Origin of the sequence: Hoeflea sp. AS60 (genome assembly GCF_038900115.1) — a bacterium.
In the GTDB taxonomy this organism is placed as follows: domain Bacteria; phylum Pseudomonadota; class Alphaproteobacteria; order Rhizobiales; family Rhizobiaceae; genus Hoeflea.
This window is the reverse complement of record NZ_JBBMQP010000002.1, coordinates 281,059-304,507: the sequence shown is the minus strand read 5'-3', so window position 1 is coordinate 304,507 and position 23,449 is coordinate 281,059. Positions and strand designations below refer to the sequence as shown.

General features: G+C 58.2%; 28 protein-coding genes and 1 riboswitch. Of the genes, 13 read left to right on the top strand and 15 right to left on the bottom strand.

The genetic code is table 11. The features are described 5' to 3' along the window. Window positions 1–33 precede the first annotated feature (33 nt). Both WNZ14_RS11740 and WNZ14_RS11735 read left to right on the top strand, forming a co-directional pair. Entirely contained in the window at window positions 34–903 is an 870-nt protein-coding gene (locus WNZ14_RS11740; protein WP_342868840.1) for an NAD(P)-dependent oxidoreductase, read from the top strand. A 1-nt stretch (window position 904) separates the two neighbouring features. Beyond that, complete coding sequence (locus WNZ14_RS11735; protein WP_342868839.1) at window positions 905–1,621, top strand: DNA alkylation repair protein; 717 nt, start codon at window positions 905–907, stop codon at window positions 1,619–1,621. A gap of 10 nt (window positions 1,622–1,631) precedes the next feature. Here WNZ14_RS11735 and WNZ14_RS11730 read toward each other — a convergent pair whose 3' ends face one another. The 5 genes from WNZ14_RS11730 to WNZ14_RS11710 form a co-directional block, all read right to left on the bottom strand. After that, entirely contained in the window at window positions 1,632–2,087 is a 456-nt protein-coding gene (locus WNZ14_RS11730; RefSeq protein ID WP_342868838.1) for a DUF302 domain-containing protein, read from the bottom strand. Between the two features lie 124 nt (window positions 2,088–2,211). After that, on the bottom strand, window positions 2,212–2,700 hold the full coding sequence (locus tag WNZ14_RS11725; protein ID WP_342868837.1) for an Lrp/AsnC family transcriptional regulator: 489 nt from the start codon (window positions 2,698–2,700) through the stop codon (window positions 2,212–2,214). A gap of 79 nt (window positions 2,701–2,779) precedes the next feature. Then, complete coding sequence (locus WNZ14_RS11720) at window positions 2,780–3,475, bottom strand: uracil-DNA glycosylase family protein (RefSeq protein WP_342868836.1); 696 nt, start codon at window positions 3,473–3,475, stop codon at window positions 2,780–2,782. Between the two features lie 7 nt (window positions 3,476–3,482). After that, complete coding sequence (locus tag WNZ14_RS11715; RefSeq protein ID WP_342868835.1) at window positions 3,483–4,094, bottom strand: glutathione S-transferase; 612 nt, start codon at window positions 4,092–4,094, stop codon at window positions 3,483–3,485. Between the two features lie 31 nt (window positions 4,095–4,125). Further along, complete coding sequence (locus WNZ14_RS11710; protein ID WP_342868834.1) at window positions 4,126–4,611, bottom strand: thermonuclease family protein; 486 nt, start codon at window positions 4,609–4,611, stop codon at window positions 4,126–4,128. A gap of 239 nt (window positions 4,612–4,850) precedes the next feature. On the opposite strand from WNZ14_RS11710, the gene WNZ14_RS11705 reads away from it, so the two are divergent. Beyond that, entirely contained in the window at window positions 4,851–6,386 is a 1,536-nt protein-coding gene (locus WNZ14_RS11705; protein WP_342868833.1) for a HAMP domain-containing sensor histidine kinase, read from the top strand. 28 nt (window positions 6,387–6,414) lie between these two features. Here WNZ14_RS11705 and cobT read toward each other — a convergent pair whose 3' ends face one another. Continuing rightward, the gene (cobT, locus tag WNZ14_RS11700; RefSeq protein WP_342868832.1) at window positions 6,415–7,431 is read right to left on the bottom strand and encodes a nicotinate-nucleotide--dimethylbenzimidazole phosphoribosyltransferase; all 1,017 of its coding nucleotides are present in this window, start codon (window positions 7,429–7,431) and stop codon (window positions 6,415–6,417) included. A gap of 130 nt (window positions 7,432–7,561) precedes the next feature. Between cobT and cobS the strand changes: the two genes are divergently transcribed. The 4 genes from cobS (at window position 7,562) to WNZ14_RS11680 (ending at window position 11,779) form a co-directional block, all read left to right on the top strand. Then, window positions 7,562–8,344 (top strand): adenosylcobinamide-GDP ribazoletransferase, encoded by a 783-nt coding sequence (gene cobS / locus WNZ14_RS11695; RefSeq protein ID WP_342868831.1) that lies wholly within the window; start codon window positions 7,562–7,564, stop codon window positions 8,342–8,344. A gap of 47 nt (window positions 8,345–8,391) precedes the next feature. Continuing rightward, entirely contained in the window at window positions 8,392–8,619 is a 228-nt protein-coding gene (locus WNZ14_RS11690; RefSeq protein WP_342868830.1) for a DUF1289 domain-containing protein, read from the top strand. Between the two features lie 5 nt (window positions 8,620–8,624). Then, entirely contained in the window at window positions 8,625–9,314 is a 690-nt protein-coding gene (locus tag WNZ14_RS11685; RefSeq protein ID WP_342868829.1) for a TIGR02281 family clan AA aspartic protease, read from the top strand. A gap of 164 nt (window positions 9,315–9,478) precedes the next feature. After that, window positions 9,479–11,779, top strand: a complete 2,301-nt coding sequence (locus WNZ14_RS11680) for a DUF1217 domain-containing protein (RefSeq protein ID WP_342868828.1) — start codon at window positions 9,479–9,481, stop codon at window positions 11,777–11,779. Window positions 11,780–11,844: 65 nt separating this feature from the next. On the opposite strand, the gene WNZ14_RS11675 is transcribed toward WNZ14_RS11680, so the two are convergent. Both WNZ14_RS11675 and WNZ14_RS11670 read right to left on the bottom strand, forming a co-directional pair. Further along, a complete protein-coding gene (locus WNZ14_RS11675; protein WP_342868827.1) occupies window positions 11,845–12,663 on the bottom strand; it encodes a sulfite exporter TauE/SafE family protein in 819 nt (272 codons plus the stop codon). Window positions 12,664–13,035: 372 nt separating this feature from the next. Then, window positions 13,036–14,106: an extensin family protein gene (locus tag WNZ14_RS11670; RefSeq protein WP_342868826.1), complete on the bottom strand. Its 1,071-nt coding sequence runs from the start codon at window positions 14,104–14,106 to the stop codon at window positions 13,036–13,038. Between the two features lie 240 nt (window positions 14,107–14,346). On the opposite strand from WNZ14_RS11670, the gene WNZ14_RS11665 reads away from it, so the two are divergent. Beyond that, window positions 14,347–14,724: an acyl-CoA thioesterase gene (locus tag WNZ14_RS11665; protein ID WP_342868825.1), complete on the top strand. Its 378-nt coding sequence runs from the start codon at window positions 14,347–14,349 to the stop codon at window positions 14,722–14,724. A 129-nt stretch (window positions 14,725–14,853) separates the two neighbouring features. Here the strand turns inward: WNZ14_RS11665 and WNZ14_RS11660 are convergent, their stop codons facing one another. Further along, window positions 14,854–15,648: a hypothetical protein gene (locus tag WNZ14_RS11660; protein WP_342868824.1), complete on the bottom strand. Its 795-nt coding sequence runs from the start codon at window positions 15,646–15,648 to the stop codon at window positions 14,854–14,856. A 40-nt stretch (window positions 15,649–15,688) separates the two neighbouring features. Next, a complete protein-coding gene (dusA, locus tag WNZ14_RS11655; RefSeq protein WP_342868823.1) occupies window positions 15,689–16,684 on the bottom strand; it encodes a tRNA dihydrouridine(20/20a) synthase DusA in 996 nt (331 codons plus the stop codon). A gap of 172 nt (window positions 16,685–16,856) precedes the next feature. Here dusA and WNZ14_RS11650 point away from each other — a divergent pair, with 172 nt between their 5' ends. Next, window positions 16,857–17,126 (top strand): hypothetical protein, encoded by a 270-nt coding sequence (locus WNZ14_RS11650; protein ID WP_342868822.1) that lies wholly within the window; start codon window positions 16,857–16,859, stop codon window positions 17,124–17,126. A 58-nt stretch (window positions 17,127–17,184) separates the two neighbouring features. Beyond that, on the top strand, window positions 17,185–17,451 hold the full coding sequence (locus tag WNZ14_RS11645) for a Rho termination factor (protein ID WP_342868821.1): 267 nt from the start codon (window positions 17,185–17,187) through the stop codon (window positions 17,449–17,451). Between the two features lie 92 nt (window positions 17,452–17,543). Here WNZ14_RS11645 and WNZ14_RS11640 read toward each other — a convergent pair whose 3' ends face one another. Continuing rightward, a complete protein-coding gene (locus WNZ14_RS11640) occupies window positions 17,544–17,981 on the bottom strand; it encodes a 6,7-dimethyl-8-ribityllumazine synthase (protein WP_342868820.1) in 438 nt (145 codons plus the stop codon). Between the two features lie 78 nt (window positions 17,982–18,059). Beyond that, window positions 18,060–18,189, bottom strand: a riboswitch (FMN riboswitch). Window positions 18,190–18,397: 208 nt separating this feature from the next. On the opposite strand from WNZ14_RS11640, the gene WNZ14_RS11635 reads away from it, so the two are divergent. The 3 genes from WNZ14_RS11635 (at window position 18,398) to WNZ14_RS11625 (ending at window position 20,081) form a co-directional block, all read left to right on the top strand. Next, on the top strand, window positions 18,398–18,958 hold the full coding sequence (locus WNZ14_RS11635; RefSeq protein ID WP_342868819.1) for a type 1 glutamine amidotransferase domain-containing protein: 561 nt from the start codon (window positions 18,398–18,400) through the stop codon (window positions 18,956–18,958). A gap of 102 nt (window positions 18,959–19,060) precedes the next feature. After that, a complete protein-coding gene (locus WNZ14_RS11630; protein WP_342868818.1) occupies window positions 19,061–19,471 on the top strand; it encodes a host attachment family protein in 411 nt (136 codons plus the stop codon). Window positions 19,472–19,643: 172 nt separating this feature from the next. Beyond that, window positions 19,644–20,081, top strand: coding sequence for a thioesterase family protein (locus WNZ14_RS11625; protein WP_342868817.1), 438 nt, complete (start codon window positions 19,644–19,646; stop codon window positions 20,079–20,081). A gap of 20 nt (window positions 20,082–20,101) precedes the next feature. Here the strand turns inward: WNZ14_RS11625 and WNZ14_RS11620 are convergent, their stop codons facing one another. The 4 genes from WNZ14_RS11620 to WNZ14_RS11605 are packed head-to-tail and all read right to left on the bottom strand — an operon-like array spanning window position 20,102 to window position 23,422. Continuing rightward, entirely contained in the window at window positions 20,102–21,046 is a 945-nt protein-coding gene (locus WNZ14_RS11620; protein ID WP_342868816.1) for a branched-chain amino acid ABC transporter permease, read from the bottom strand. Beyond that, window positions 21,046–21,936: a branched-chain amino acid ABC transporter permease gene (locus WNZ14_RS11615; RefSeq protein ID WP_342868815.1), complete on the bottom strand. Its 891-nt coding sequence runs from the start codon at window positions 21,934–21,936 to the stop codon at window positions 21,046–21,048. Before WNZ14_RS11615 ends, WNZ14_RS11620 begins: the two co-directional genes overlap by 1 nt. Next, on the bottom strand, window positions 21,933–22,652 hold the full coding sequence (locus tag WNZ14_RS11610) for an ABC transporter ATP-binding protein (RefSeq protein ID WP_342868814.1): 720 nt from the start codon (window positions 22,650–22,652) through the stop codon (window positions 21,933–21,935). Before WNZ14_RS11610 ends, WNZ14_RS11615 begins: the two co-directional genes overlap by 4 nt. Continuing rightward, window positions 22,649–23,422, bottom strand: coding sequence for an ABC transporter ATP-binding protein (locus tag WNZ14_RS11605; protein ID WP_342868813.1), 774 nt, complete (start codon window positions 23,420–23,422; stop codon window positions 22,649–22,651). Before WNZ14_RS11605 ends, WNZ14_RS11610 begins: the two co-directional genes overlap by 4 nt. Window positions 23,423–23,449 lie beyond the last annotated feature (27 nt).

Genomic DNA, 23,449 nt, shown 5'->3' with positions numbered 1-23,449 from the left:
GTAAAGCGCATTTGTGACAGAAGGATAGGCGAAATGGCAACAGTTGCATTCATTGGTTTGGGCGTTATGGGCTACCCCATGGCAGGGCATCTCAAAACCAAGGGCGGCCATGAACTCAGGGTCTACAACCGCACCGCGGAGAAAGCCCGCAAGTGGGCCGAGGAGTTCGGTGGCACCGCCTGCGACACACCGGCCGAGGCTGCAAAGGGTGCTGATTTCGTCTTTACCTGCGTCGGCAACGACGATGATTTGCGCGCCGTCACCCTCGCCGCTGACGGTGCCCTGCATGGCATGAGCAAGGGCGCAATCCTGATCGACAACACCACCGCCTCCGCTGAAGTAGCCCGCGAACTGGCCGACGCGTGTGCTGAAAAGGGCTGCGGCTTTCTCGACGCACCGGTGTCAGGCGGCCAGGCAGGTGCGGAAAACGGCGTGCTCACCGTAATGGTTGGCGGTGACGAAGCCACGTTCGAAAAGGCAAACCCGGTCATCGACGCCTATGCCCGCATGGTTGGCCTGATGGGTCCGGTCGGCAGCGGCCAACTCACCAAGATGATCAACCAGATCTGCATTGCCGGCCTGGTTCAGGGTCTGGCCGAGGGCATTCATTTCGGCAAGAAGGCCGGTCTCGACATCGAGAAGGTGGTCGACGTCATCTCCAAGGGTGCCGCCGGTTCCTGGCAGATGGAAAACCGCCACAAGACCATGAATGCCGGCAAGTATGACTACGGCTTCGCCGTCGACTGGATGCGCAAGGATCTCGACATCGTGCTCAACGAGGCCAAGCGCAATGGCGCAACGCTGCCGGTGACGGCACTGGTCGACCAGTTCTACGCCGATGTGCAGGCCATGGGCGGCAAGCGCTGGGACACGTCCTCGCTGCTGGCGCGCCTCGAAAAATAACATGGCGCCACGCCGGCCTCCGGAGAACTCCGATTATACCGTGCCGGATATCCTGGCATGGTTGGAGGCGAACGGGTCGGCGACCAATCTTGCAGGCATGTCGCGTTTCGGCATCAACACCGAGAAGGCCTTCGGTGTTGGCAACACGGCGCTAAGGCCCTTCGCCAGGACACTTGGACGCGATCATGAACGCGCGCTGAACCTCTGGCAGACCGGGTTCCGCGAAGCCCGGCTGCTGGCTTTGTTCACCGAAGAACCCGGCCGGGTGAGCCCAACCCGAGCGCGCGCGATGGCAGATGATTTCAACAGTTGGGAGATCGTCGACCATGCGTCCGATCTCTTCGTCGACGCCGGTCATCTTGATGAACTCGTTCCCGAGTTCGCTGCTGACGAGCGCGAGTTCGTCCGCAGAACCGCCTTTGCGATGATCGCCTGGGGCGCGGTTCATCTCAAGCAACGCGACGACAACGATTTCATCGCCCTGCTGCCGCTGATCGAGCAGCAAGCCACAGACCCGCGCAATTTTGTCAAAAAGGCAGTCAACTGGGCGCTCAGGCAGATCGGCAAGCGGACTATCGCCTGTCATGGACCCGCGCTGGAACTCGCCCAAAAACTCGCAGCCTCGGACGACAAGACCGCCCGGTGGATAGGCAAGGACGCAGTCAGGGAGCTGACGGATGACAAGATCCGGCAGCGCCTGGCATCAAGAACTGACTAGCCCAATCGGATCAGAACCCGTCAGCCGCGTCCTTGATGATCTCTGAAAGCAGGGCGTTGACTGCATCACGCTCGCCGCCGTCAGGCAGCTTTCTGAAGCCGACGGTAACCGTCCCCGGCGTCTCGGCAGGTTCATAGGCAAAGATCACATAGGGGCAATAGGCGATGTCGCCGAGATCACCCTCCATGACCTTGCGTGATACCACGGCAGAGCAGAACGTGAAAAACTCCGCATCCTTGTAAAGCGCCTTGCCGGCATCGACATCGCTGGCCGTCCGCTTCAGCATGTCGCCGATAAAGCCGTGGTAATCGACCTTGAACCCGCGATTGACGATGGCGTTTTCGATGCCGGATGTGACATCGGCAAAAGCCGCATCACTTTCCACCGTCTTGACGTCGTCGCCTGCGGCATGGGCGGCGTTTGCGAGGAAAAAGACTGCCATCGTTGCAGCGAGAAATTTTTTCATATGAATCCTCCCGTGAGGGATCATTCCCTCAACATATCGATTTTTCACTATACACCAAAAAACACCACACGAGTGAGCGAATTGATACCAAAATCGTCTCTATAGCCTCTGCCCTGCGCTGAAATCAGCTCGCTTCGGGCTTTTCCTTGGCCAGTTGAATATAATCCAGCGGCAGCTGCGTCGTGTATTTTATCTGTTCCATGGCAAAGGACGAGGACACATCGCGAATTTCGATCTTGGCAATCAGACGCTTGTAGAAGGCGTCATAGGCGGCAATATCAGGCACGACCACGCGCAGCAGATAATCGACATCGCCGCTCATCCGGTAGAATTCCACCACTTCGGGAAACTCGGTGATTACCTCGGAGAACCGTTTGAGCCATTCATTGGAGTGCGAGTTGGTGCGGATCGACACGAACACGGTCACCTTGGCATTGACTGCCGCCGGATCAAGCAATGCAACGCGGCGCTTGATGACGCCATCTTCCTCCAGCTTTTGGATACGGCGCCAGCAGGGCGTGGTCGAAAGCCCCACCTTCTTGGCGATTTCAGCCACCGCCAATGTGGCATCTTCCTGCAACAGGCGGAGGATCTTGCGATCGAGGCGGTCCATGAGCGTCTCCAGAGAAAACTGAAAGGGATATTCCCTCTGTTATCGCGTCCCGACCACCTTCTCAAAGAAAATCCTTCCCCTATTCAGCAGATCGGGAGGCAATATTTCCAACAGCCTCTGATATATGTCGCTGCACCAGCTGTTTGAGCGCAGGCAGCAGCTCGGTTTCGAACCAGGGGTTCTTCCGGATCCAGCCACTGTTGCGCCACGATGGATGCGGCAATGGCATCACCGGACAGGCAGGATCGCTCTCAGTCAGAATCGTGCGCCAGTTGCGAACGGTTTCGGTCAGGGTCTTTTGCTTGAGCTGCCCCAGATGCCAGGCATGCGCATATTGCCCGATAACCAGAATGAGCTGCAGTTGCGGCATCAGCTCCATCACCTGGCTTCGCCAGGCTGGTGCGCATTCACGCCGTGGCGGAAGATCCCCGCCCTTGGCGTCGAGACCGGGAAAGCAGAACCCCATCGGCACGATGGCGAAGATCTCCGGATCATAAAACTGCTTCTCGTCAACGCCGAGCCAATCGCGCAGCCTGTCGCCGGACGCATCGGTAAACGGCCTGCCACTCTGGTGCACTCGCGTACCAGGCGCCTGGCCAGCGATCAGGATCCTGGCCTTCGACGACGCCACACACACCGGGCGCGGTTCATGCGGCAGGGCATTGGCAGGACCGCCGACGGGCTCGTCGCGACAGATTCGGCAGGCAGCGATATCGGCAAGCAGCCTTAAAAGTGCTGCATCCGAATCCGGCGCATCACCGGCGACCCTGCTCATATGACGCTCAGACCTTGGCGCTTGGCCGCGACGAGACCGCCTGATACCAGCGCATGACGTTTGTGAGGTGCTCCGGCCGTTCGATGCGCGCCGGCTTCATGAAATCGAACGCAATCATGCCGGTGATATCGGCGATGGTGTAACGGTCGCCCGCAATGAATTCGCGCCTGGCCAGCTCACCGTCAAGCATCTCGAGAAAGCCTAATGCCTTGGGACGGTTGACCTCGCCCCATTGGGCAATCTGCGGCACTTCCCATTCCTTCATCGCCGGATGGCAGTGGCGGAAAGCGTTGGCGACGGCGGCCAGAAAATTGAGCTCCATCCGCCGGCTCCACATTTCCACGATTGCCTTGTCCTTGGCATCCGTTCCCATCAGCGGCGGCTCTGGATGGAGCTCTTCGAAATAGCGGCATATGGCAACCGTTTCAGAGATCGCGGTGCCATCATCAAGCAGCAGGACCGGCAACCGCTGCAGTGGATTGAGTTCGGTCACCTCGGCGGACTTGTGACCCAATTGCCCCATGTCCACCGGCACTTTTTCAACCTCGATGCCCTTTTCGGCCAGAAATACGGTAACACGGCGCGGATTTGGCGCCCGTCCGCCATCATAAAGTTTCATGCGATTTCCTCTCCCAATCAAATCAGGCCAATCAGACACCAAACAGCCGCCGCAGGAAAGCCATCAGCGTGGACAATCCCGCATGAAAGTCTTCGTCCAGTCCGCCATGCACGGCCCGCCATTCCTTTGGCTGCTGGAAATCCCCGGCCCAAAGCCCCGCCCGCTCTGACCGGGCCTCGGCCTCAACCAGTTTGTAATCGCCGAAGGCAATTGCATGGCCTGACCGCACCATTGTGGCATTCAGATCCACGTCACCAACCTTGCAACGCACCAGATCACGGCCATATCGATCAATGCCCTCGCCCCTGCAGTCGACCGCCTGGCGGCCAACCAGGCCTCTGAGAAAGGACGCGGCTTCAACCCCGCAACCATACTCAAGACCATCCTTGCGGCAGCGCTGCTTGATTTCGGGCGCATCGATACCCTTCAGTCGCAACCGCCGCTTGCCCATAGCCAGACTGTCGCCATCCACCACCCGCACCATGCCGGAAATGTCGGCAGCGGCGAAGTGTTCCATGCGCGCAGCCACAAACGCAGCACCTGCAAAGACAATGATCGCCAGACAGATATCGAGGAATTAGCGCCAGCGCGGGCGCCGTCCACTTGCTTGCCTTGTCCGGAATCTCATCACCTCACATCATCTTATTCGTCTGCCGGTTTCAAGACGATTGATCGGGCAGCGAGATCAAAATGCAAACAGGTTCTTAAGCATTGGAGACTAGATTTTCAGCCTGAACCGGAAAAATCGGAAACACAGTGTCGACGCCACAGACCATGACCGACAAGAACATTGTCGATCGTTCGCGTATCCACAAGAACGCGGCGGTCATGAAAACCGTGCGCGCGACCCGCGAAAAGTTGCAGCATGGTCGCGAGAAGTTACCCGTTTTCGACAATGAAATGCTGCGGCTGCAGGTAAACGCCGTCTTGCAGGGGGCTGCCGCACCTCCGGTTCTGGTCATCCTCGCGGCCGTCGGCGGTCTTTGGTTCGACGATGCCCTGTGGCTGCTTGGCTGGGCGCTGATGACGCTCATCGTCTATGCCGGGCTGATCCTGGTTGCCCGGCGTGCCTCCCGCGAGCATTCCAACGACGAAACTTTCGGCCGCTGGCGCGGGAGGTTCCTCGCTGTCTATGGCGTGACCGGTCTGACCTGGGCGTTCTTTGCCTTTCAGCACTGCACCACGTGCCAGGGTGACAACTTCATTTTCTACAAATCGGCCATTTTGCTGATCGCGCTGGCGGCCACCGCCATGGCGACATTTGCCTTGCGTCACGCGCTCTACTTCACCGTCACTCCCACCATTGTGGCACTCGCAATGCGCTCGGTCATCAGCCGCGATGTCGCCGACTTCACCGCATTTGCAATGATAACGGCGGCGGCCATATTTTTCGTCTTCATGTCGCAGCGCCTCTACAACACAAATCTGAAAATGCTCAGTTATCAAACCGAGAAGGATGACCTGATCGCCGAACTCGAGGTCGCCAACTCCGTGTCCGACGAGGCGCGCCGGCGCGCAGAAGAGTCCAATCTGGCCAAATCGCGCTTCCTCGCCTCCATGAGCCATGAGCTGAGAACCCCGCTCAACGCCATTCTGGGCTTCTCGGAAGTGATGTCTGGCGAGGTGTTGGGTCCGATCGAAAACGCCAGCTACAAGGAGTATGTTGGCGACATCCACCGGTCCGGCCAGCATCTTCTCAACCTGATCAATGAAATTCTCGACCTGTCGCGCATTGAAGCGGGCCGCTATGAGCTCAATGAAGCCGCTTTGTCACTCAGCGACATCGCGGAAGACTGCATCGGTCTGGTGCAGCTCAAGGCGCGCAGCAAGAACATCCGCATCACCGAGGCGTTTGAGCCGAACCTCCCGATGGTCTGGGCGGATGAAAAATCAATACGCCAGGTCGTGCTCAATCTGCTGTCGAACGCGGTCAAGTTCACCCCGTCCGGCGGCGAGATTCGCGTCAAGCTCGGCTGGACCGCCGGCGGCGGCCAGTATCTTGCAATCAAGGACAATGGCCCGGGCATTGCAGAGGAAGAAATTCCCGTGGTGCTGTCAGCCTTTGGTCAGGGCTCGGTCGCCATCAAGAGTGCCGAACAGGGCACAGGACTTGGATTGCCGATCGTGCAGGCAATTCTCGCCAAGCATGGCGGGGAATTCGTGCTTAAATCCAAACTGCGTGAAGGCACCGAAGGCATTGCTATCCTGCCACGCAACCGGGTGCTCGAAAGCATGGCTCCAGTGGAAGGCGTATCCGGCGGAGCGGTCAAAAAGAAGCGGGTCTTTGCCTGAACTCAGACCCGCCTCAAGCTGACAGGGTTCATTCCTTGCCGGCGACACCAGCCTGAGCAAATGTGGCCATTCCCGAATGGCATTGAGCTGCGGCCTTGACGATCCCCGCGGCAAGAGCCGCACCGGTGCCCTCGCCCAGACGCATCCCCAGTGCCAGCAACGGCGTTTTGCCAAGCTTCTCGATCGCAGCCATATGCCCCGGCTCTGCCGACACGTGGCCGATCAGGCAATGGTCAAGCGCCGCCGGATTGACTGCATGCAGCACGGCAGCAGCCGCAGTCGCCACGTAGCCGTCGATAAGAACCGGAATTCGCTCCATCCGCGCTGCAAGGATTGCGCCAGCCATGGCTGCAAGTTCGCGTCCACCCAGACGCCGCAGCAACTCAAGCGGATCATCAAGATGCGCCTTGTGAAGCGCAATAGCTGTTTCGACAACGGCGATCTTGCGCGCCAGCACTTCACCTTCAGAGCCTGTGCCAGGCCCAACCCAATCGACTGCCGAGCCGCCGTAAAGCCCGTAGAAAATCGCGGCTGCAATCGTGGTATTGCCGATGCCCATTTCACCGATGCACAACAAATCTGTGCCGCCGGCAATTGCTTCCATGCCGAACGCCATTGTAGCCGCACAGGTCCGCTCGTCCATTGCTGCCTCAACGGAGATATCTCCAGTCGGCACTTCCAGCGCCAGATCAAAGATCTTCAGTCCCAGATCATTGGCGACGCAAATCTGGTTGATGGCAGCCCCGCCAGCCGCGAAATTTTCGACCATCTGCGCTGTCACAGACGACGGGAACGGCGACACGCCCTGCGCGGTGACCCCGTGATTGCCGGCGAAAATTGCCACCAGCGGACGTGTGACCTGCGGAGACCGGCCGGTCCAGGCCGCGAGCCAGAACGCGGTTTCTTCGAGCCGCCCGAGTGAACCTGCGGGTTTCGTCAGTTGCGAATCGCGTTCGCGCGCCGCAGCCAGCGCCGATGTATCGGGCCCGGGCAGATTGCGCAGGAGTTCGCGAAAATCATCAAAAGGCAAACCACTGGCACTCATTTTTTTCTCCTGGACTTTTCTGCGCATGACGCGTGACGTGGCCCGGTGTAATTGTCAAATCGCCCAAGGACAATAACGTTCGCGACATCCCGCGTCTCGACCCGATCAATGCCGCCCGCCGGAGACCCAAATGCAGTTCAGCGATTATCTCGACGACATCGCCCGCGCCACCGGCTTCCTCAGCCGTTTGCCAATGCCGGCGCGTCATTTCGAGGGCCATGACGGATCCTTGGCTCGCGCTTCAGGAATGTTTCCGGCCGCAGGACTGATCATCGGGCTTTGCCCGGCACTGGTGGTCCTGATCCTGTCCACCTTCGATGCCAACGCCGCACTTACGGCCGTGCTCTCGCTTGCGGTTCTTGTCGGGGTGACGGGAGCGCTGCACGAGGATGGGCTTGCCGATGCCGCAGACGCCTTTGGCGCGAGGGGTGGTCGCGAACACATGCTGGAAATCATGAAAGACAGCCGCATCGGGACATACGGAGTCCTGGCGCTGTTGATCAGCTTTGCACTTCGCGGCCTCGCATTGACCATCATCCTCTCGGTGATCGGCGGATGGAGCACATGCCTGGTTCTTCTCGCCGTTGCAGCCGCCTCCCGCGGGGCCATGGTCTGGCACTGGAACACCCTGCCCCCGGCGCGTCACAATGGCGTTGCAGCCTCCGTCGGCGCTCCGGAGGAAAGCGCCCGGACATTGGCCCTGGCATCAGGCGCAATCCTGTTCGTGGCACTCATAACCCTAACCTCGGGACTGCTCACCGCCATCCTCAGTCTTGCGCTGATGGCGGCGGCGGCCATCCAATGGACAGCCGTTGTCCGCGCAAAGCTCAACGGCCACACCGGCGACACCATCGGCGCCACCCAGCAGATCACGGAAACGGTCTGCCTGACCGCACTTGCCCTTTTGCTGTGAACAACCAATATATGACGGCCAAGCCTTCCAAAACCGAGCGAAAAACTATGAGCATTGAATCGCCCTGCATCCTGGTATGCTCGATAGACCTGAAAACCGGGTATTGTTTCGGCTGTGGCCGCACCCGTGACGAGATCGGTGGCTGGATGAGCTATTCGCCGGAAACCAGACGCGAAGTCATGGCGGAACTGCCAGCTCGGCTCGAAACGGTTGAACGCAAACCCCGTCGCGAAACCAGACGTCAGCGCATGGCGCGTGAAAGCCAGGATAGCTGAGCGGAATGATTTTCATTCTCGCCCTGGTTGGCGCCACCCTCGCCGTCCTGATTTACAATCACGACACTGGACTGTCTTTCGGTCTGCCTAACGACGATATCGCCAACCTTGTCTATCTGGGCTTGCTTGGGGCGGTTGTCGGCGCAGGCGTGGTTGGCGCCCATCGCAATGTCGGAGAAATGGTTCGCAACCTCATGATCTGGGTGGTGATGATCCTCGGTCTGGCGACTGGTTGGCTGTACCAGGACCAGGCAAAGGAGATGGTGCTGCGCGTTGCCGGCGGACTGGCACCCGGGCGCCCAGTGACCGTGTCGGACGGCAATGGTCAGGCGGTCCTGATCAGGAAATCACTTAACGGGCATTTTGAAGCCGCCGGAGCGGTCAATGGCGAACCGGTCAGTTTTCTCATCGACACCGGCGCGACATCGATCGCGCTATCGCATGACGACGCAATTCGCATCGGCTTTACCGAAGATGAGCTGAGCTACACGCTGGCGATCAACACTGCCAACGGCCAGGCCCGTGCGGCGCCTGTCCGGCTGGACACCGTGACCATCGGCTCTGTCGTGCGCAGTGGACTGCGCGCCATGGTGGCCGAGCCAGGGCGTCTCGATCAGAGCCTGTTGGGAATGAACTTTATATCTTCCTTAACCGCATTCGAGATGCGGCGAGACGAAGTCATTCTCCGCGACTAATATTCAATCAACGGCTCAACCTGTTCGGTAACGGCAAGAAGCCCCGGCAACGGAAAGCTTCAGGCAAGCGAGCGATGGCATGGTTGCTGTAGAATCATCTGCAAAAGGTGGGTGTTTGCCCATTTTCGTTTGATTTGTTTGTAGTCCCGATCACAGGTCGCGCCATGATATCCAGTTACCAATCCTACACGTTCTACACCAAGGACATGAACGAGACGCTGCGCCGCGCCGCCGCGGACCCGATTGTCAACAGGGAGGCGCAATACTACCGCGACACCATTGGCTCGATCACAAGCGTCGACGAATTCCTGGCCGATGACCGCGTCTACGCCTACGCCATGAAAGCCTATGGCCTTGAAGAGATGACTTACGCGAAAGCCTTCATGCGCAAGGTTTTGGAAAGCGACCTGACCGATACCGACAGCTTCGCCAACCGCCTGTCGGACGTCAACTACAAGACATTGGCTGCAGCATATGATTTCGGCAACACCGTAACCGGCGAGATTGTCCAGACCACCAGCCAGACAGAAGACCTGATCGAAACCTATGGGCAGGCAATCCAGAACAACGATGCCGTTTTGCAGCAGGACACCAACTATTTCACTGCCGTGTCAAAAACCTTCACCGAAGTCGATGATCTGTTCAAGAACACGCGCGCGCGCGATTACGTTTTCGGGACCTTCGGCATCGACCCCAAGACCTTTGACTATCAAACCATCAGAAGCGTGATCACCAGCGACATCGCCGATCCGAACAGTTACGTCAACGCAGTGCTAGGGCCGCAGGCCATTGCGTGGGGCTCACAGATCGACGATCTGACAATCGAACGTGAAAGCGGCACCAAAACACCCCAGGAAATCGAAAAAATCGACTATCTCATCGCCCAATATACAAAGTCCATACAGACCATTGGCAACTATTACGAATTGGCGGCGTCTTTCAATTTCAGCTCTGACGGCAGCCTGGGCGCAGGCGTCGACGCGATGAACGACGCGCAGCGCAAACTGGTCACCGAGCGCTACGTGTTTACCCAGCCGCGGCTGACCACAACCGGTGCGCTTATCAACAAGCAATATTACGAAGAAACGATTTCGAGCATCACCTCCATAGACGAGCTGCTCAATAATTCTCGTCTCAGTTCAATGATATTGACGGCTTATGGAGTTCCGCTGACCACAAGCCGCAGCGACGTGAAATGGGCCTTGGAGCAGGACACATCCGACCTCAACGGTGCGATTTATACAAAGAGCGCGGAAATCATCGCGCTGGCCAAGGCGTTCAACTTTGAAAGTGACGGCAGCATCACGCCCGGAATGGATATTCAGGACGCAGACCAGCTCTACACGACGACTGCCTTGTACATCTCCAATTACGATGATGCCGACGACGCCAAGGATGAAGAGGCAATCAAGAGGTACAAGCGATATATCGGGCTCACAGCCAATCTGAATGATTTCCTTTCAGGCGAGTCAGCCGCGGTCACCATCAGGGAATTCGCGCTCAAGGCATTCAATATACAACCCGGCGAGGTCTCCACGTTCAAGCTGAAACAGATCCTGACAAGCGACCCCTACGATCCAAACAGCTATGTCAGCAAGTTGAAGGACGAGCGGTTCTCGAATCTGGCCAAGGCATTCAACTTCAACCCGGACGGCACCATCGGCTCACCCCGATACGCCCAGACTGAAAACGAGATCACCCGCATCACCAAGGCCTATTACACGGCCTATACCCGGATTGATGATAGCGAGTCGGGCAAGGCGGCGGCCGAAGACGAAGCTTCATACTACCGTACCGAGCTGCAGTCGTTGGAAACTGTTGACCAACTCCTTTCCGATCCGCGCCTGACCAATCTGCTTCTTGTGGCTGAAGGGCTCAAGCCGAAGGAAGTGAGCATGGCCACGCTCCGCGCCGTCCTGACCTCGGATCTTGATGATCCGGAAAGTTTTGCCAATAAGCAAAACGATATTGCCTTCAAGAAGATCGCCGGTGCGTTCAATTTTGATACGAACGGCGTTATTCAGCCAATCGTCAAGGCCGTACAAAATGACCGCGGCCTGGTCGAGACCGAGCGTCTTTACCTGACCCAAACGGTTGAAGAGATCGCCGGCGAGGACAGCGTCGGGGCACGGCTCGCAATGTATTTCGAACGCATGGTGCCGTCGGTGAACAGCACCTACGAGCTGCTCGCCGATCCGGCGCTAGCACAATTCGTGCGCACTGCATTTTCAATTTCCGATGAAACAGCAAACAGCGATATTGATGTCCAGAAGGCCTTGTTTGATCGATATATCGATATCGAGGACCTCAGGGACCCTGAAAAGGTCGACACCATGGTCCGACGTTTTCTTGCCCTGTATGATGCTGAGAACGCCGATCAGGATCCCGTTATATCGATCCTTAACGGCAACACATCCATCAACTTCGAGACTGTGGCAACACTGATGCAACTGCGCAGTTCCTAATAACTGCGCAGGCACTGTCCCGCGTGAGTTGGGAATCTGGTTCAGTTGAGCCTGAAGCATAGGCGTCAGGACAGGCTGTAGAGAAACCTTGCCGCAACTGACAGCATAAAGACACCAAAGCCGATCTCGAGCTGTCGTTTGTTGAGCGCATGGGCAAAACGGACACCCAGGGGTGCGATCGCAAGAGTGATCGGGATAATCAGCGCCACCACCACCCAGTTGATATATCCGGTCGAAAACGGCGGCAGCCGTGCTTCTCCCCATCCGGCCAGGATATAGCCAAACAGCCCGGGAATTGCGATCAGAACACCTACGCCCGCCGACGTCGCCACGGCCTGATGCACCGGACGTCCGTAAAGTGTCATGAAGGTATTGTTGAGAACGCCCCCGCCGATCCCCATAAGGCCGGACAAGAGCCCGATCGACCAGCCGACAACGGCCCTCACCGGATTGTGCGGCAGCTCTCCCTTGAGCCGCCAGTGCTGCCGGTTAAACAGCATCCGCAATCCAACCAGAATGGCGATCAGGGCAAAGATTGCCCGCAATCCCGCGCTTGAAACAGAAGCCGCAATCAGCGAGGCGGACAGAACACCAAGTGGCACCGGCAGCATCCAGCTGCGCAAGAGCTCCTGATCGACGGCACCGCGTTTTCTGTGCGCCATGAATGAACGGATCGATGTCGGTACGATGATGGCCAGCGAGGTACCGACCGACAAATGCATGCGCACCGCATCATCAATATGAAGCAACCCGAACAGCTGGTAGAAAACCGGCACTAGAATCGCTCCGCCGCCGATGCCGAACAGGCCCGCAAGCACGCCCGCCACTGCTCCAGCGCCGACAAGTGCTGCGGCAAACCAGATCAAGTCCCCAGCAGGTGGCATCTATGCAGTCCCTTGCTCAAAAGTGTGTCGGCCCTATGTCTGGCGCGCCATCACGACGGCCTCGGGCCTGATGCAGGTCGTAACCGAATGTAGCCATCTGGGTGGCCACGTACATACAGTATTTCAAAGCCTTACAGCGAATGCTGCCAAATGGCCCGGCGCGTGTAGCGCTGTAGCCCGCATCCGTCATCAAACAGAGACATTAATCAAGCATTGTCTTCATGCGGCCGTGACATACGCATCCAGCCGCGCAGACTCCGAAAGCCGTGTCCCCGCACGCACATCTGCAACATCAGGAGTCTCCCGATCCGGGTTGACGCCCCATCCCCCGGCTACGGGTTGAAGGCTGGCTAGTCCAGCCTTCTTTTTTGCTCAATCGCAGTGCCTGTAGCCGGTCTTGCGCGTTCTCAGATCAAAGTGGAAGTGGTCCTTGTGATGAACGTCACTGCCCGGCCCCAGAACCGTTGTGAAATACTTGCAGCTGTCGCTGCGGACCGTCTTGAGCAGGCTTTTCTCGCGGAATGAGAAGAACCCGGGTTTTCTCACCGAAATGGCCTGACCATTGTTGAGCGTGATCTTGCCGACATCGATGGCGTTCCCGCTGGCATGCTCGGACATCGGTGCGCCGCGTTTCGAATTCATGGTCCGGCAGGAATAGGACGACAATTGCCGGATCTCGCGTACCCCGGTGAGATAACGAAGCCGGGCCGCAGGCGCGAGTTCATTCTTGACCCACTGCGCAAAGGCATCCGTGATCTGGCAATTGAGCTTGGCCGCAGGTTTGATTTCGATGCCGCCCGAAAGCTTGGTGACTTCGATCGGATAGGGTATCGAACAGCCCTTGCCGCTGTTGATTGCCGGAACGTCGCGATAGGTGACGCCAAGGCGCTTGAGCCGGTTCCGGCAGGCCTTCTCCACAGCAGGCATGCCACCAGCCCATTGCGGCGCACTCATCGGATTGGTCACACGGGGCATCAACCCGGCCACCTGAACCTGGTTATTGATGCGGTTGTCCTGAAGCTGCCCGTCAGACCCGTTGCTTGTCGGATAACCGGACGAGGTCGCCAATTGCGGATTGTCAGTGCCAATACCCGTCACGATCGGCTGATCCAAACTACCCTCGGGCAAGGCCGAGGTCATCTGGTTCATGTCCACCCCGTCGGCGACCGGGTAGGCAAGCACGTTCTGCATGGGTGCATCAGGCGCGTTTGGAATACGTGCATCGGACGAATCTGCGAACATGGCCGGTGCGACCGGTGCGCTGCTCATCATCATCGGCGCGGCGGGCTCATTGAGGATGACGGGCGCCGTGGGCTGGATGGCAAGGATCTCGCCCGGAGGCGCCATGTCGCCGGAACAGCCACCAACAATGAAGGCGGTCGTCAACACCAGCCCCGCGGAATACAGCGAACGGCGGCGGATTCTGAACAGGCAGGTCAACATGGATTGCTCCGGTGATACGCAAAACTAACCCTAACAATCCCACACAACAGTAAAGGAAGGCTGATCTTCGACGTTAATGTCTGGGGCAATATTGCGGCACGCACGGCCTTGTGCACCCCCTTATCGGGATGCAATGCACAGCAGATATCCGCCACACGGTTCATCCCCACATTCTCGGCCTCACTCCCTTCAAAATACTCGGGCTCCGGGGTAAACCTGAAACCCAACAAGGAGAAGATCATGATCGTGCCCACCGGTGAACTGACATTGCGGACGCTGGCCATGCCTGCTGATGCGAACGCTGCCGGTGATATTTTCGGCGGATGGGTGATGGCGCAGATGGACCTTGCCTGCGGCATCCGGGCCGCCGAGCGCGCAAGGGGCCGCGTGGTCACTGCCGCTGTCAATGAGATGTCATTCGCCATGCCGGTGAAGATCGGCGACACGCTGTGCATCTACACCGACATCGTCAAGGTTGGCCGGACCTCGATGACTCTTCTGGTCGAGGCCTGGGCGCAGCGCTATCTCTCGCCGCAAATGGACAAGGTGACCAACGCCCTGTTTGTTATGGTCGCGCTCGATGCCAACAACAAGCCGACACCACTGCCCGCAGAGTGAGGTGTCAAGGAATTGAATCAATGCGCCAAGCATCTGATTCAACTCACCAACAAGAAATCCCATCTAATTGAAATTGCTGAACAATACGCATTCCAAATGAGGTACGACGGTCAAACGTCGCAGGCCCCATCAGCTTGTCTCGCCCACCACGTCATCGTCCGGGGTGTTCATTTCATAGAGATACAATCGCGTCTTGCGCCGGTCGGAAAGCTCCCAGATTTCGGCGGGTTTGATACCGGGTACCGCGAAGCTGTTGGATACCAGCAGGCTGCCGGGCTTCATCTCGCGCTTTGCCTTTTCGTAAAGCGCGGGCATGGGTTCGGTCGACAGGAAGACATAGACGATGTCTTCGCCCGCAATGTCTGTGGTCCAGATATCCTGCCTGACGATCTGCCCCCGCCTCTGGATCTTCGACAGGATGACTGACACCAGCCAGACCATGGGCGCGGATTCCACACCCCGCGCCTGCCTGCCATCGCCATCGAGCGAGCGAACCACGCCGCCCAGTCCCGACCCAAGGTCTGTGAACCTTTTGGCACCACGCTGCTGCATCAGCGACAGCAAGGCGTCAGTTGTCGGCTGGTTGGTGAGATAAAGTGGCACGCGCTCACGTGCGGTGTTGGAGAAGAAAAGATAAAGAACGACAAAGCCGACCCCGAAAGGCCACGCCGGCAGATCGCCGACATTGAGTGCAAGGGCCATCGCTGCCGGAAAGCACAGCCCGATCCATACCCACCAGATCGGAAGGCCGAGCAGCCTGGTCACTATTGCGGCCGCCAAGCTTTGAACAATCAGACCGCCCCAGACCAAGATGCGCGCATCAAGGACAGCGGCAAGCGCCAGCCCCATCGCGATCACAATCACCCCCGCTGCGATCTGGGCAATGATCGCGCCGATAATCGGATAGGAGCGAATTGAGTTCATGTCGTATCCCGTCGGTTGGTCTGATGACCAGAGTGAGAGATCAGGCGGCGGCCGTCAGATCCGAAAAATCAATTGCGGCAAAAGCCGAAGCAATCACTTCCGGCCCGGCACCCGGACGCACCGCGTCAGCCGACAGGATCTGCCTGAAGCGACGCGCGCCACGCACGCCCTGAAACAAACCGATCATGTGGCGCGTGACGTGGATGAGACGACCGCCGGACACCATATGCTGCTCTGCATGCGCCATCATTGCGGTGCAGATTGCAGACCAGTCGGTGTCCGCCACATCCATCCCGTATATCTGCCGGTCCACATCGGCGAGCAGAGAAGAATTATGGTAAGCCGCACGTCCAAGCATGACGCCGTCCACATGATTCAAATGCTCAAGCGCCTGATTCAAATCGGCAACGCCACCATTTATCCCTATGAAAAGATTTGGGTAATCCTGCTTGAGACGATAGACACGATCATAGTCGAGCGGTGGAATGTCCCGATTTTCCTTTGGCGAAAGCCCCTCGAGCCAGGCCTTGCGGGCATGCACCCAAAGCGCATCCACGCCCGCCTCGACAACCGCGCGAGCGAAGTCCGAGAGCGCGATTTCGGGATCCTGTTCATCAACGCCGATGCGGCATTTGACCGTTACCGGCACATCCGAAACGGCCTTCATCGCGCTCACGCAGCGCGCCACCAGATCAGGCTCGCGCATCAGGCAGGCGCCGAAAGCCCCCGACTGGACCCGGTCGGAAGGACATCCGACATTGAGGTTGATCTCGTCATAGCCAAAATCGGAGGCGATCCGAACCGCCTCGACAAGCTTGTCCGGCTCCGATCCGCCAAGCTGCAACGCCACCGGATGCTCGACCGCATCATAGCCAAGCAGCCGCTGGCGGTCGCCATGGATGATCCCGTCGGCAACCACCATCTCGGTGTAGAGCAATGCCTCACGCGACAGCTGACGATGGAGAAAACGGCAATGCCGATCCGTCCAGTCCATCATTGGCGCGACAGAAAAACGATGTGAATTGTATCTGGTCATGGGGCCTGTTTCACGAACCTGCTCGTTGCCGGGTTTTCCATCCGACGGCGTTTGTCTGCATATAACTCAAATCCTGCCTGCGCGAAACTACGGCTTCTGGTCCCCTTTTCATGCGCCCATGGAACCAGTCTCACATCTTCTGCGTTGATGGCAAAACACAATGGAGGTTCCTATGCCGATCGAGAAACACTCTTCCATGATTGACCCGGTCGACGCCCAGGTTGGCGGCGACGCTGACATTGACGGCATCGCCCAGACAATCACCGCCGACGACATCAACGCGGTGCTGTTGTCGCAACAATCGACCGACCAGCGGCTTGAGACCCTGAAGGCGATGCGCGGCGAACTGGAGGCCCGCTCCCATGCCGATTTTGGCAACGAGATGACGCCGCTGATCGACGATATTGATGGCGCGATTGACCAACTGTCGAAACAGCTTTGACACCAACTTCGAGATTAGCACCAAGCCCAGAATGTGAACCAGGAGAGCGAGACCAGTCATGGCAAGCACCAACCACGGAGCCTCGGTCAAGAACAGCGATACCTACGAAGCATTGCGCGAAGACGGCGCGTCCAAGCAGAAGGCCGCCCGCATCGCCAATGCGCAGGCCAATGACAGCCAGCACCCGTCGGTCAAGGGCGGCAAGGCTCCGCCCTATGAAGAGTGGACCAAGGACGAATTGTATGGACGCGCGCAGGAACTCGACATCGATGACCGCTCATCCATGAGCAAGGGCGACTTGATCACCGCACTGCGCAACACCTGATACCCCCCGGCCTGCAATCTGCAGGCCCGAAAACCCTGCTCGGATCCACCCCCTCTTGAGCAGGGTTTTCAAACTTCCGGATACCCGCCCCGCTATATGCTCAGGCTTGTGACTTGCGCCACCGCGTCGGCTGCCTCACGGCCCTTCTGCACAAAGTGCTGCGTATAGAACACCTCATGCTCGCCCTTGGGCTGGAAATGATGCGGGGTCAGCGAGACCGAAAACACCGGGACTTCGGTCTTCAGCTGAACATCCATCAACCCTGTCACCACAGCCTGCGCCACGAAATCATGCCGGTAGATCCCGCCATCAACGACGAGGGCAGAGGCAACGATCGCGTCATAGTCACCGGTCTTTGCGAGACGTTGCGCCAGCAGCGGCATTTCGAACGCGCCAGGCACTTCAAATGAACGAACGTCTGCGTCAAGACCGAGTTCTTTTACCCGCTCCATGAAACCGACATGTGCCTGATCGACGATATCCGCATGCCAGCGAGCCTTGATGAAAGCAATTTTGAGGGATTTTGTCATTGCTCGGATCCTTTCAATAATGACAAGATCCCAGAGCGCACAAGCGTTCAGAACAGGTCTCTCGACCTGCTGCCTCACGCCCATTCTCTACCATCCGGACTCTAACCGTCGGCCCTGGAATTTCACCAGTGTCTGCTGACCCACCCGAAGGTGGCGCTCGCGGGCTGTAACCGCCGGTGGGGAATTTCACCCCGCCCTGAGAATAGAGCGGTGGTAGTTTGTCATTGGGTCGGAGTCAATTTGTTCCACATATCAATCAATCCATTGTCTCGGACAAATCCGTGACACAGCGTTCACAAGGCGCCTGCGTCAGGCGGCGTGACACCACCACCCAGGCATATTTCTGAAACACAGCGGAACTCTGGTCTGAGGCATGCGTTGAGGCTGAGTAAGTTTCACGAAGAAGGAGCATATCGATGCCCAATATGGAAAACGCTAAGATTCTCATCATGTCGACCCATGGCTTCGAGCAGTCCGAACTCGAATATCCGCTCGAACACCTCAAGAAAGCCGGCGCCACAGTTCACGTCGCAACGCTTGACGGCAAGCCTATCAAGGGCTGGGACAATGGTGACTGGGGCGCCACGGTTGAGGCCGACCTTAAGATTTCCGACGTCAAGGTCGATGACTACATCGCGTTGGTCCTGCCCGGTGGCCAGATCAACCCCGATCTTTTGCGCGTTGAAGAGAACGCTATCCAGCTGGTTCGCAACTTTGTCACCAGCAACAAGATCGTCGCCGCCATTTGCCATGCGCCATGGTTGCTGATTGAAGCAGACGTCATCAAGGGTCGTGAGGCTACTTCCTACCATTCGATACGTACGGATATGCAGAATGCCGGTGCGAATTGGATCGATAGCGAGATCGCCATCGACAACGGCATCATCACCAGCCGTTCGCCGAAGGATCTGGAAGCCTTCGTCAACAAGATCATCGAAGAGGTCCGCGAAGGCGAGCACAAACGCCACGCTGCGTGATCCCACTTTGGGCAGTCGCTTTGGCGACTGCCCCCGACGGCCACTATTGGCTGGCATTGTGCCGGAGCCAAACTTTTACAAGAAATTCAGCCGGGAGACTTCATGTCACATCTACCTGTACCTCACCAAACCCTCATCGTCGTCGGCACAGGGGAAGGCGCTCAGTTCTACCGCAATGACGGAAAGAGTGGCGAACTCAAACTGCATCACTCCAAGGATCTCGAGCCCGGCAATCTTGCCGACCAAGGCCCGGCCGGCAAACAACCGCCGGATATGTCTGCCAAGGAATCGATGGAGGCGACATTTTCGAAAATCCTCGCCAATCATCTCTATGATCTGGCTCAGCAGCACAAGTTCGACAACCTGATCCTCGTGCTTGACCCGGAAACACTCGGCGAAACACGTCCCAGCCTGCATGTCAGCGTGACTGACAAGATCATGCTGGAACTGCCCAAGACCTTGGTCAACCACACCACCGACCAGATCGAGAAATCAATCCTCGCAGCGCTCTGACACTATCCAGGAGCAAACACACGGCCGGGCCTGACGCCCGGCCGTTTTTGTTTGCACATCGGCCTTAGACACCCGCCCACATCAACCAGCCCGATTCCGGATAGAGCTTCAGGAGTTGCCTCATCACGCTCTGCATGCGAAACCCGCAAGGCAATAGCGTCTTGGGGGGATCATGACCGTTAGCTTTACAACCGACCGCATGCTTCATTTCGGTGACTGCGACATTTCCGGCACCGCCTATTATCCATCCTACCTGAACCTGCTCAATGGTGTGAACGAGGAGTTCTGGGCGGCGATCGGCTTTCCCTGGCACGAAATCATCTGGAAGGAACGCTGGGGCACGCCGACGGTGCACCTGACCTGCGATTTCTCCAAACCCTCGTTTTTCGGCGACAAGCTGACCTTCGAGCTTACCGTCACCAAGGTTGGAAGATCATCCATGACCGTCGAGCATACGGTGCTCTGTGGCGAGGAGAAGCGCTGGACCAGCAAGCAGGTTCTGGCGGCGAGCCACCTTGATCAGCACACATCTATTCCATGGCCCGACGCAGTCCGCGCCAAGCTGGTCTCGTTCCTGCCGCCCGAACCCGCTGCAGAACCCGCCGAGTAAATCGGCGGGCTATCCTGGCGTCAGTCAGATCTGATTTTCGGTGATTTCTCCGGCACCAGTCCGGAGCGAAATTTCTGCAGCACGAACTGCAACAGCAGACCTACCAGCAGCATGCGGATATAGGACGATCGTGTGATCCATTCAGGCGGCAGCCTACTTGTGAAGATCTCGGTCGCCGACCAGATGAACCAGATCGCAAGCGCGCCGACAATGGCGCCCTTGTTGTTGCCCGATCCGCCTGCCATCAACATCACCCAGACAAGGAAGGTCACGAGCAGCGGCTCGGTAGCCGAAGGCGACAGGAACTTGAAGTAATGCGCCGACAAGGCACCAGCGAGGCCCATGATGGCGCAGCCGATCACGAAGGTCTGAAGCCGGAACCAGTCGACATCCTTGCCCGCCGCCCGCGCCGAATCCTCATTGTCGCGGATCGCGCGAAGCGTTCGGCCCCATGGGCTGACATAGAGCCGCTGGCACAGAACATAGACGGCAAGAACGCAAGCCCAGACCATGACGAGATAGAGAAGATCAGCCTCCCTGCCCTGCACCAAATTGCCGAAAGGGCGCGGCACACCGGCGATGCCCAAGCTGCCATTGGTGAGCCAGGATTCGTTGACAATCACCAGCCGCAGGATCTCGGCGATGCCGACCGAGGCCATCGCCAGATAGTCACTCTTCAGCCGGACGCAGATCTTGGCGACGATCCAGCCGGTTACGCCGGCAACGATCATCGCCGCCGCAAGACCGAACGGAATCGGCAGCGCAAAGCCGCCCAGATGCTTGGACGACACGGCGGTTGTTGCAATCGCCGATGCATAGGCACCGACGGCGAAGAACCCCGCGATGCCCGCATTGAACAGGCCGCCCATGCCCCACTGCACATTCAAAGCCAGGCAGAGCACTGCATAGATGCCGCCAGCGATCAGCACGCTGACCAGATAGAAAAACAGGCCGGTGAGTTCCATTACAGAAGCCTCCCCTTGAACAGGCCCTGCGGCCGGAACAGAAGCAGTGCCACCATGATGAAGAAGGCCACGGCGGACTTGTAGGACGGCGAAATCAGCGGCTCGTCGCTGAGCCAGGTAAATGTCGCGGTTTCCTCGGCAATGCCGATGATCAGGCCGCCGGCAATGGCGCCCATCGGCTTGCCGATGCCACCAAGCACGGCGGCAGCAAACATCGCCAGCAGCAGGTTCCAGCCAAGATTTGGATGCATCGAGGTGTCCATGCCGGCAAAGACGCCGGCGGTCGCAGCCATCGACGCTCCGATCACCCAGGTCCAGCGGATCACGCGTTCGGTGTCGAGCCCCGCGACAGCCGCCAGTTCGGGCTCGTCCGACACCGCACGCATGGCGCGGCCCAGTTTCGAACGGGTCAGGAAGAAATGCAGCCCGATCGCGATGATCAGGGTGAGAAGGATGACCTGCATATGCAGTTCGGAAATCCGGAACGTATCAAACAGCACCACCGGCATGCGAACGCCCGAGATGAAAACCTGATTGCCCGAACTCCAGAACAATTGTGCCAGCGACCGGAAAATCAGCGCCACCCCGAACGAGGCAATCACCGTGTAGATGGTCGGAAGCTTGCGCAACGGCTTGTAGAAGAACTGGTCCACCGCCAGCGCCGAGACAATTGCCAGCGCAATGCCGAACGGCAGCAGCAGCAGCGGATGCACCGGGATGAACCAGACTGCGGTGAGCACGCCGTAGCCACCGATGGTCATCAGATCGCCATGGGCAAAATGGGCGAACCTGAGAATACCGAAGATCATCGAGATACCCACTGCGCCAAGCGCGTAGACGCTGCCGATGGTCAGTCCCGGAACCAGATAGAGGTTGATGAAGTCAATCACGCTGCTGCACCTCCGAGGAAAGACCGCCGCACCGCATCGTCATTGAGCAGCGCCTCCCCCGTTCCTGATATGAAATTCTTGCCACTGACCAGCACATGGCCATTGTCGGCGATCCTGAGCGCCTGCTTGGCGTTCTGTTCCACCATCAGGATGGTCACGCCACGCTTGCGGATATCAAGCAGCAGGTCAAAAATGATCTCGAGATAGGCTGGCGACAGTCCGGCTGTCGGCTCATCGAGCAACAATAGCTTCGGCTCGCTCATCAGAGCCCGGCCCAATGCCACCATCTGCCGCTGCCCGCCGGACAATTCACCCGCCGCCTGCCCCAGCTTGCCACGCAGATCGGGAAACAGCGACAACACATTCTCGCGCACAGCATCCTTGTCCTTGGGCGGGGCTGCATAGGTGCCGACATCGAGGTTTTCGTCGACAGTCAGCGTCGGAAACACGTTGCGGCTTTGCGGCACCATGGAAATACCGAGCGGTACCAGTTGCGCCGTCTTGAGGCCTGTAATGTCCTTTTCACCGAAGGAGACGTCGCCTTCCGAGCGCGCTGTCAGCGCAAATATGGTTTTGAGCAACGTGGACTTGCCAGCGCCATTCGGCCCGATGATGACTGCGATCTCGTGCTCGGCCACATCAAGATTGACGTCCTCGATGATCGGCACACCACCATAGCCAGCGGTCAGTCCCTTGACGGACAAAAGCGCGCTCATGACTGGGCCTCGTATTTTCCGCCGCCGAAATAGGCTTCGATAACGCGGGCGTCCTGGCGCACGTCGTCGACCGCCCCACGGGTCAGCAAGGTGCCCTGAGCCATCACGATAACCTCGTCACAGAGCTTGGAGACATAATCGAGATCGTGCTCGATCAGGCAGAAGGTCAGCCCTTGCTGCTTGTTCAGGAGCAGGATCTTGTCGGAAATCTTTGCGAGCAGCGTGCGGTTGATGCCAGCGCCGATCTCGTCGAGCAGAATGATCTTGGGTTTCTGCATCAGGGCCCGGCCCAGTTCCAGAAGCTTCTTCTGGCCACCGGACAGGTTGCCCGCCTTCTCATCCTTGACCTGATCGATCTCGAGGAAAGTCACCATGTCGCGCGCCGCGCGGTAGGTCTTTTCCTCTTCCTCGGCAAAACGACCGCGCCTGAAGATGACGTTGAACACGTTCTCCCCAATCGGCGTGGCAGCTGCCGCCATGAAGTTTTCGATTACAGTCAGCTGTGAGAACTCATGCGGAATCTGAAAGGTGCGCGCGAGCCCACGGGCAGCACGCTGGTGCGGCTGAAGCCCTGTAATGTCCTTGCCCTCAAGCAGGATGCGGCCCCCTGCGAGCGCAACATGACCGGCGATTGCATTGAACATCGTGGTCTTGCCAGCGCCATTTGGCCCGATCAGACCGGTTATCTTTCCGGCAGGAATGTCAAAGCTCACGTCATCGACGACATTGGGGCCGCCGTAGCTCACCTTCACATGCTCAACTGATATCATCTACGCCCCACATTGCGGCTTGCTACA

Excerpts from the sequence above, each read along its gene's own strand:
- WNZ14_RS11740 (WP_342868840.1), top strand. The coding sequence starts at position 34 with ATGGCAACAGTTGCATTCATTGGTTTGGGCGTTATGGGCTACCCCATG.
- WNZ14_RS11735 (WP_342868839.1), top strand. The coding sequence starts at position 905 with ATGGCGCCACGCCGGCCTCCGGAGAACTCCGATTATACCGTGCCGGAT.
- WNZ14_RS11730 (WP_342868838.1), bottom strand. The coding sequence starts at position 2,087 with ATGAAAAAATTTCTCGCTGCAACGATGGCAGTCTTTTTCCTCGCAAAC.
- WNZ14_RS11725 (WP_342868837.1), bottom strand. The coding sequence starts at position 2,700 with ATGGACCGCCTCGATCGCAAGATCCTCCGCCTGTTGCAGGAAGATGCC.
- WNZ14_RS11720 (WP_342868836.1), bottom strand. The coding sequence starts at position 3,475 with ATGAGCAGGGTCGCCGGTGATGCGCCGGATTCGGATGCAGCACTTTTA.
- WNZ14_RS11715 (WP_342868835.1), bottom strand. The coding sequence starts at position 4,094 with ATGAAACTTTATGATGGCGGACGGGCGCCAAATCCGCGCCGTGTTACC.
- WNZ14_RS11710 (WP_342868834.1), bottom strand. The coding sequence starts at position 4,611 with ATGGAACACTTCGCCGCTGCCGACATTTCCGGCATGGTGCGGGTGGTG.
- cobT (WP_342868832.1), bottom strand. The coding sequence starts at position 7,431 with ATGAGTGCCAGTGGTTTGCCTTTTGATGATTTTCGCGAACTCCTGCGC.
- cobS (WP_342868831.1), top strand. The coding sequence starts at position 7,562 with ATGCAGTTCAGCGATTATCTCGACGACATCGCCCGCGCCACCGGCTTC.
- WNZ14_RS11690 (WP_342868830.1), top strand. The coding sequence starts at position 8,392 with ATGAGCATTGAATCGCCCTGCATCCTGGTATGCTCGATAGACCTGAAA.
- WNZ14_RS11685 (WP_342868829.1), top strand. The coding sequence starts at position 8,625 with ATGATTTTCATTCTCGCCCTGGTTGGCGCCACCCTCGCCGTCCTGATT.
- WNZ14_RS11680 (WP_342868828.1), top strand. The coding sequence starts at position 9,479 with ATGATATCCAGTTACCAATCCTACACGTTCTACACCAAGGACATGAAC.
- WNZ14_RS11675 (WP_342868827.1), bottom strand. The coding sequence starts at position 12,663 with ATGCCACCTGCTGGGGACTTGATCTGGTTTGCCGCAGCACTTGTCGGC.
- WNZ14_RS11670 (WP_342868826.1), bottom strand. The coding sequence starts at position 14,106 with ATGTTGACCTGCCTGTTCAGAATCCGCCGCCGTTCGCTGTATTCCGCG.
- WNZ14_RS11665 (WP_342868825.1), top strand. The coding sequence starts at position 14,347 with ATGATCGTGCCCACCGGTGAACTGACATTGCGGACGCTGGCCATGCCT.
- WNZ14_RS11660 (WP_342868824.1), bottom strand. The coding sequence starts at position 15,648 with ATGAACTCAATTCGCTCCTATCCGATTATCGGCGCGATCATTGCCCAG.
- dusA (WP_342868823.1), bottom strand. The coding sequence starts at position 16,684 with ATGACCAGATACAATTCACATCGTTTTTCTGTCGCGCCAATGATGGAC.
- WNZ14_RS11650 (WP_342868822.1), top strand. The coding sequence starts at position 16,857 with ATGCCGATCGAGAAACACTCTTCCATGATTGACCCGGTCGACGCCCAG.
- WNZ14_RS11645 (WP_342868821.1), top strand. The coding sequence starts at position 17,185 with ATGGCAAGCACCAACCACGGAGCCTCGGTCAAGAACAGCGATACCTAC.
- WNZ14_RS11640 (WP_342868820.1), bottom strand. The coding sequence starts at position 17,981 with ATGACAAAATCCCTCAAAATTGCTTTCATCAAGGCTCGCTGGCATGCG.
- WNZ14_RS11635 (WP_342868819.1), top strand. The coding sequence starts at position 18,398 with ATGCCCAATATGGAAAACGCTAAGATTCTCATCATGTCGACCCATGGC.
- WNZ14_RS11630 (WP_342868818.1), top strand. The coding sequence starts at position 19,061 with ATGTCACATCTACCTGTACCTCACCAAACCCTCATCGTCGTCGGCACA.
- WNZ14_RS11625 (WP_342868817.1), top strand. The coding sequence starts at position 19,644 with ATGACCGTTAGCTTTACAACCGACCGCATGCTTCATTTCGGTGACTGC.
- WNZ14_RS11620 (WP_342868816.1), bottom strand. The coding sequence starts at position 21,046 with ATGGAACTCACCGGCCTGTTTTTCTATCTGGTCAGCGTGCTGATCGCT.
- WNZ14_RS11610 (WP_342868814.1), bottom strand. The coding sequence starts at position 22,652 with ATGAGCGCGCTTTTGTCCGTCAAGGGACTGACCGCTGGCTATGGTGGT.
- WNZ14_RS11605 (WP_342868813.1), bottom strand. The coding sequence starts at position 23,422 with ATGATATCAGTTGAGCATGTGAAGGTGAGCTACGGCGGCCCCAATGTC.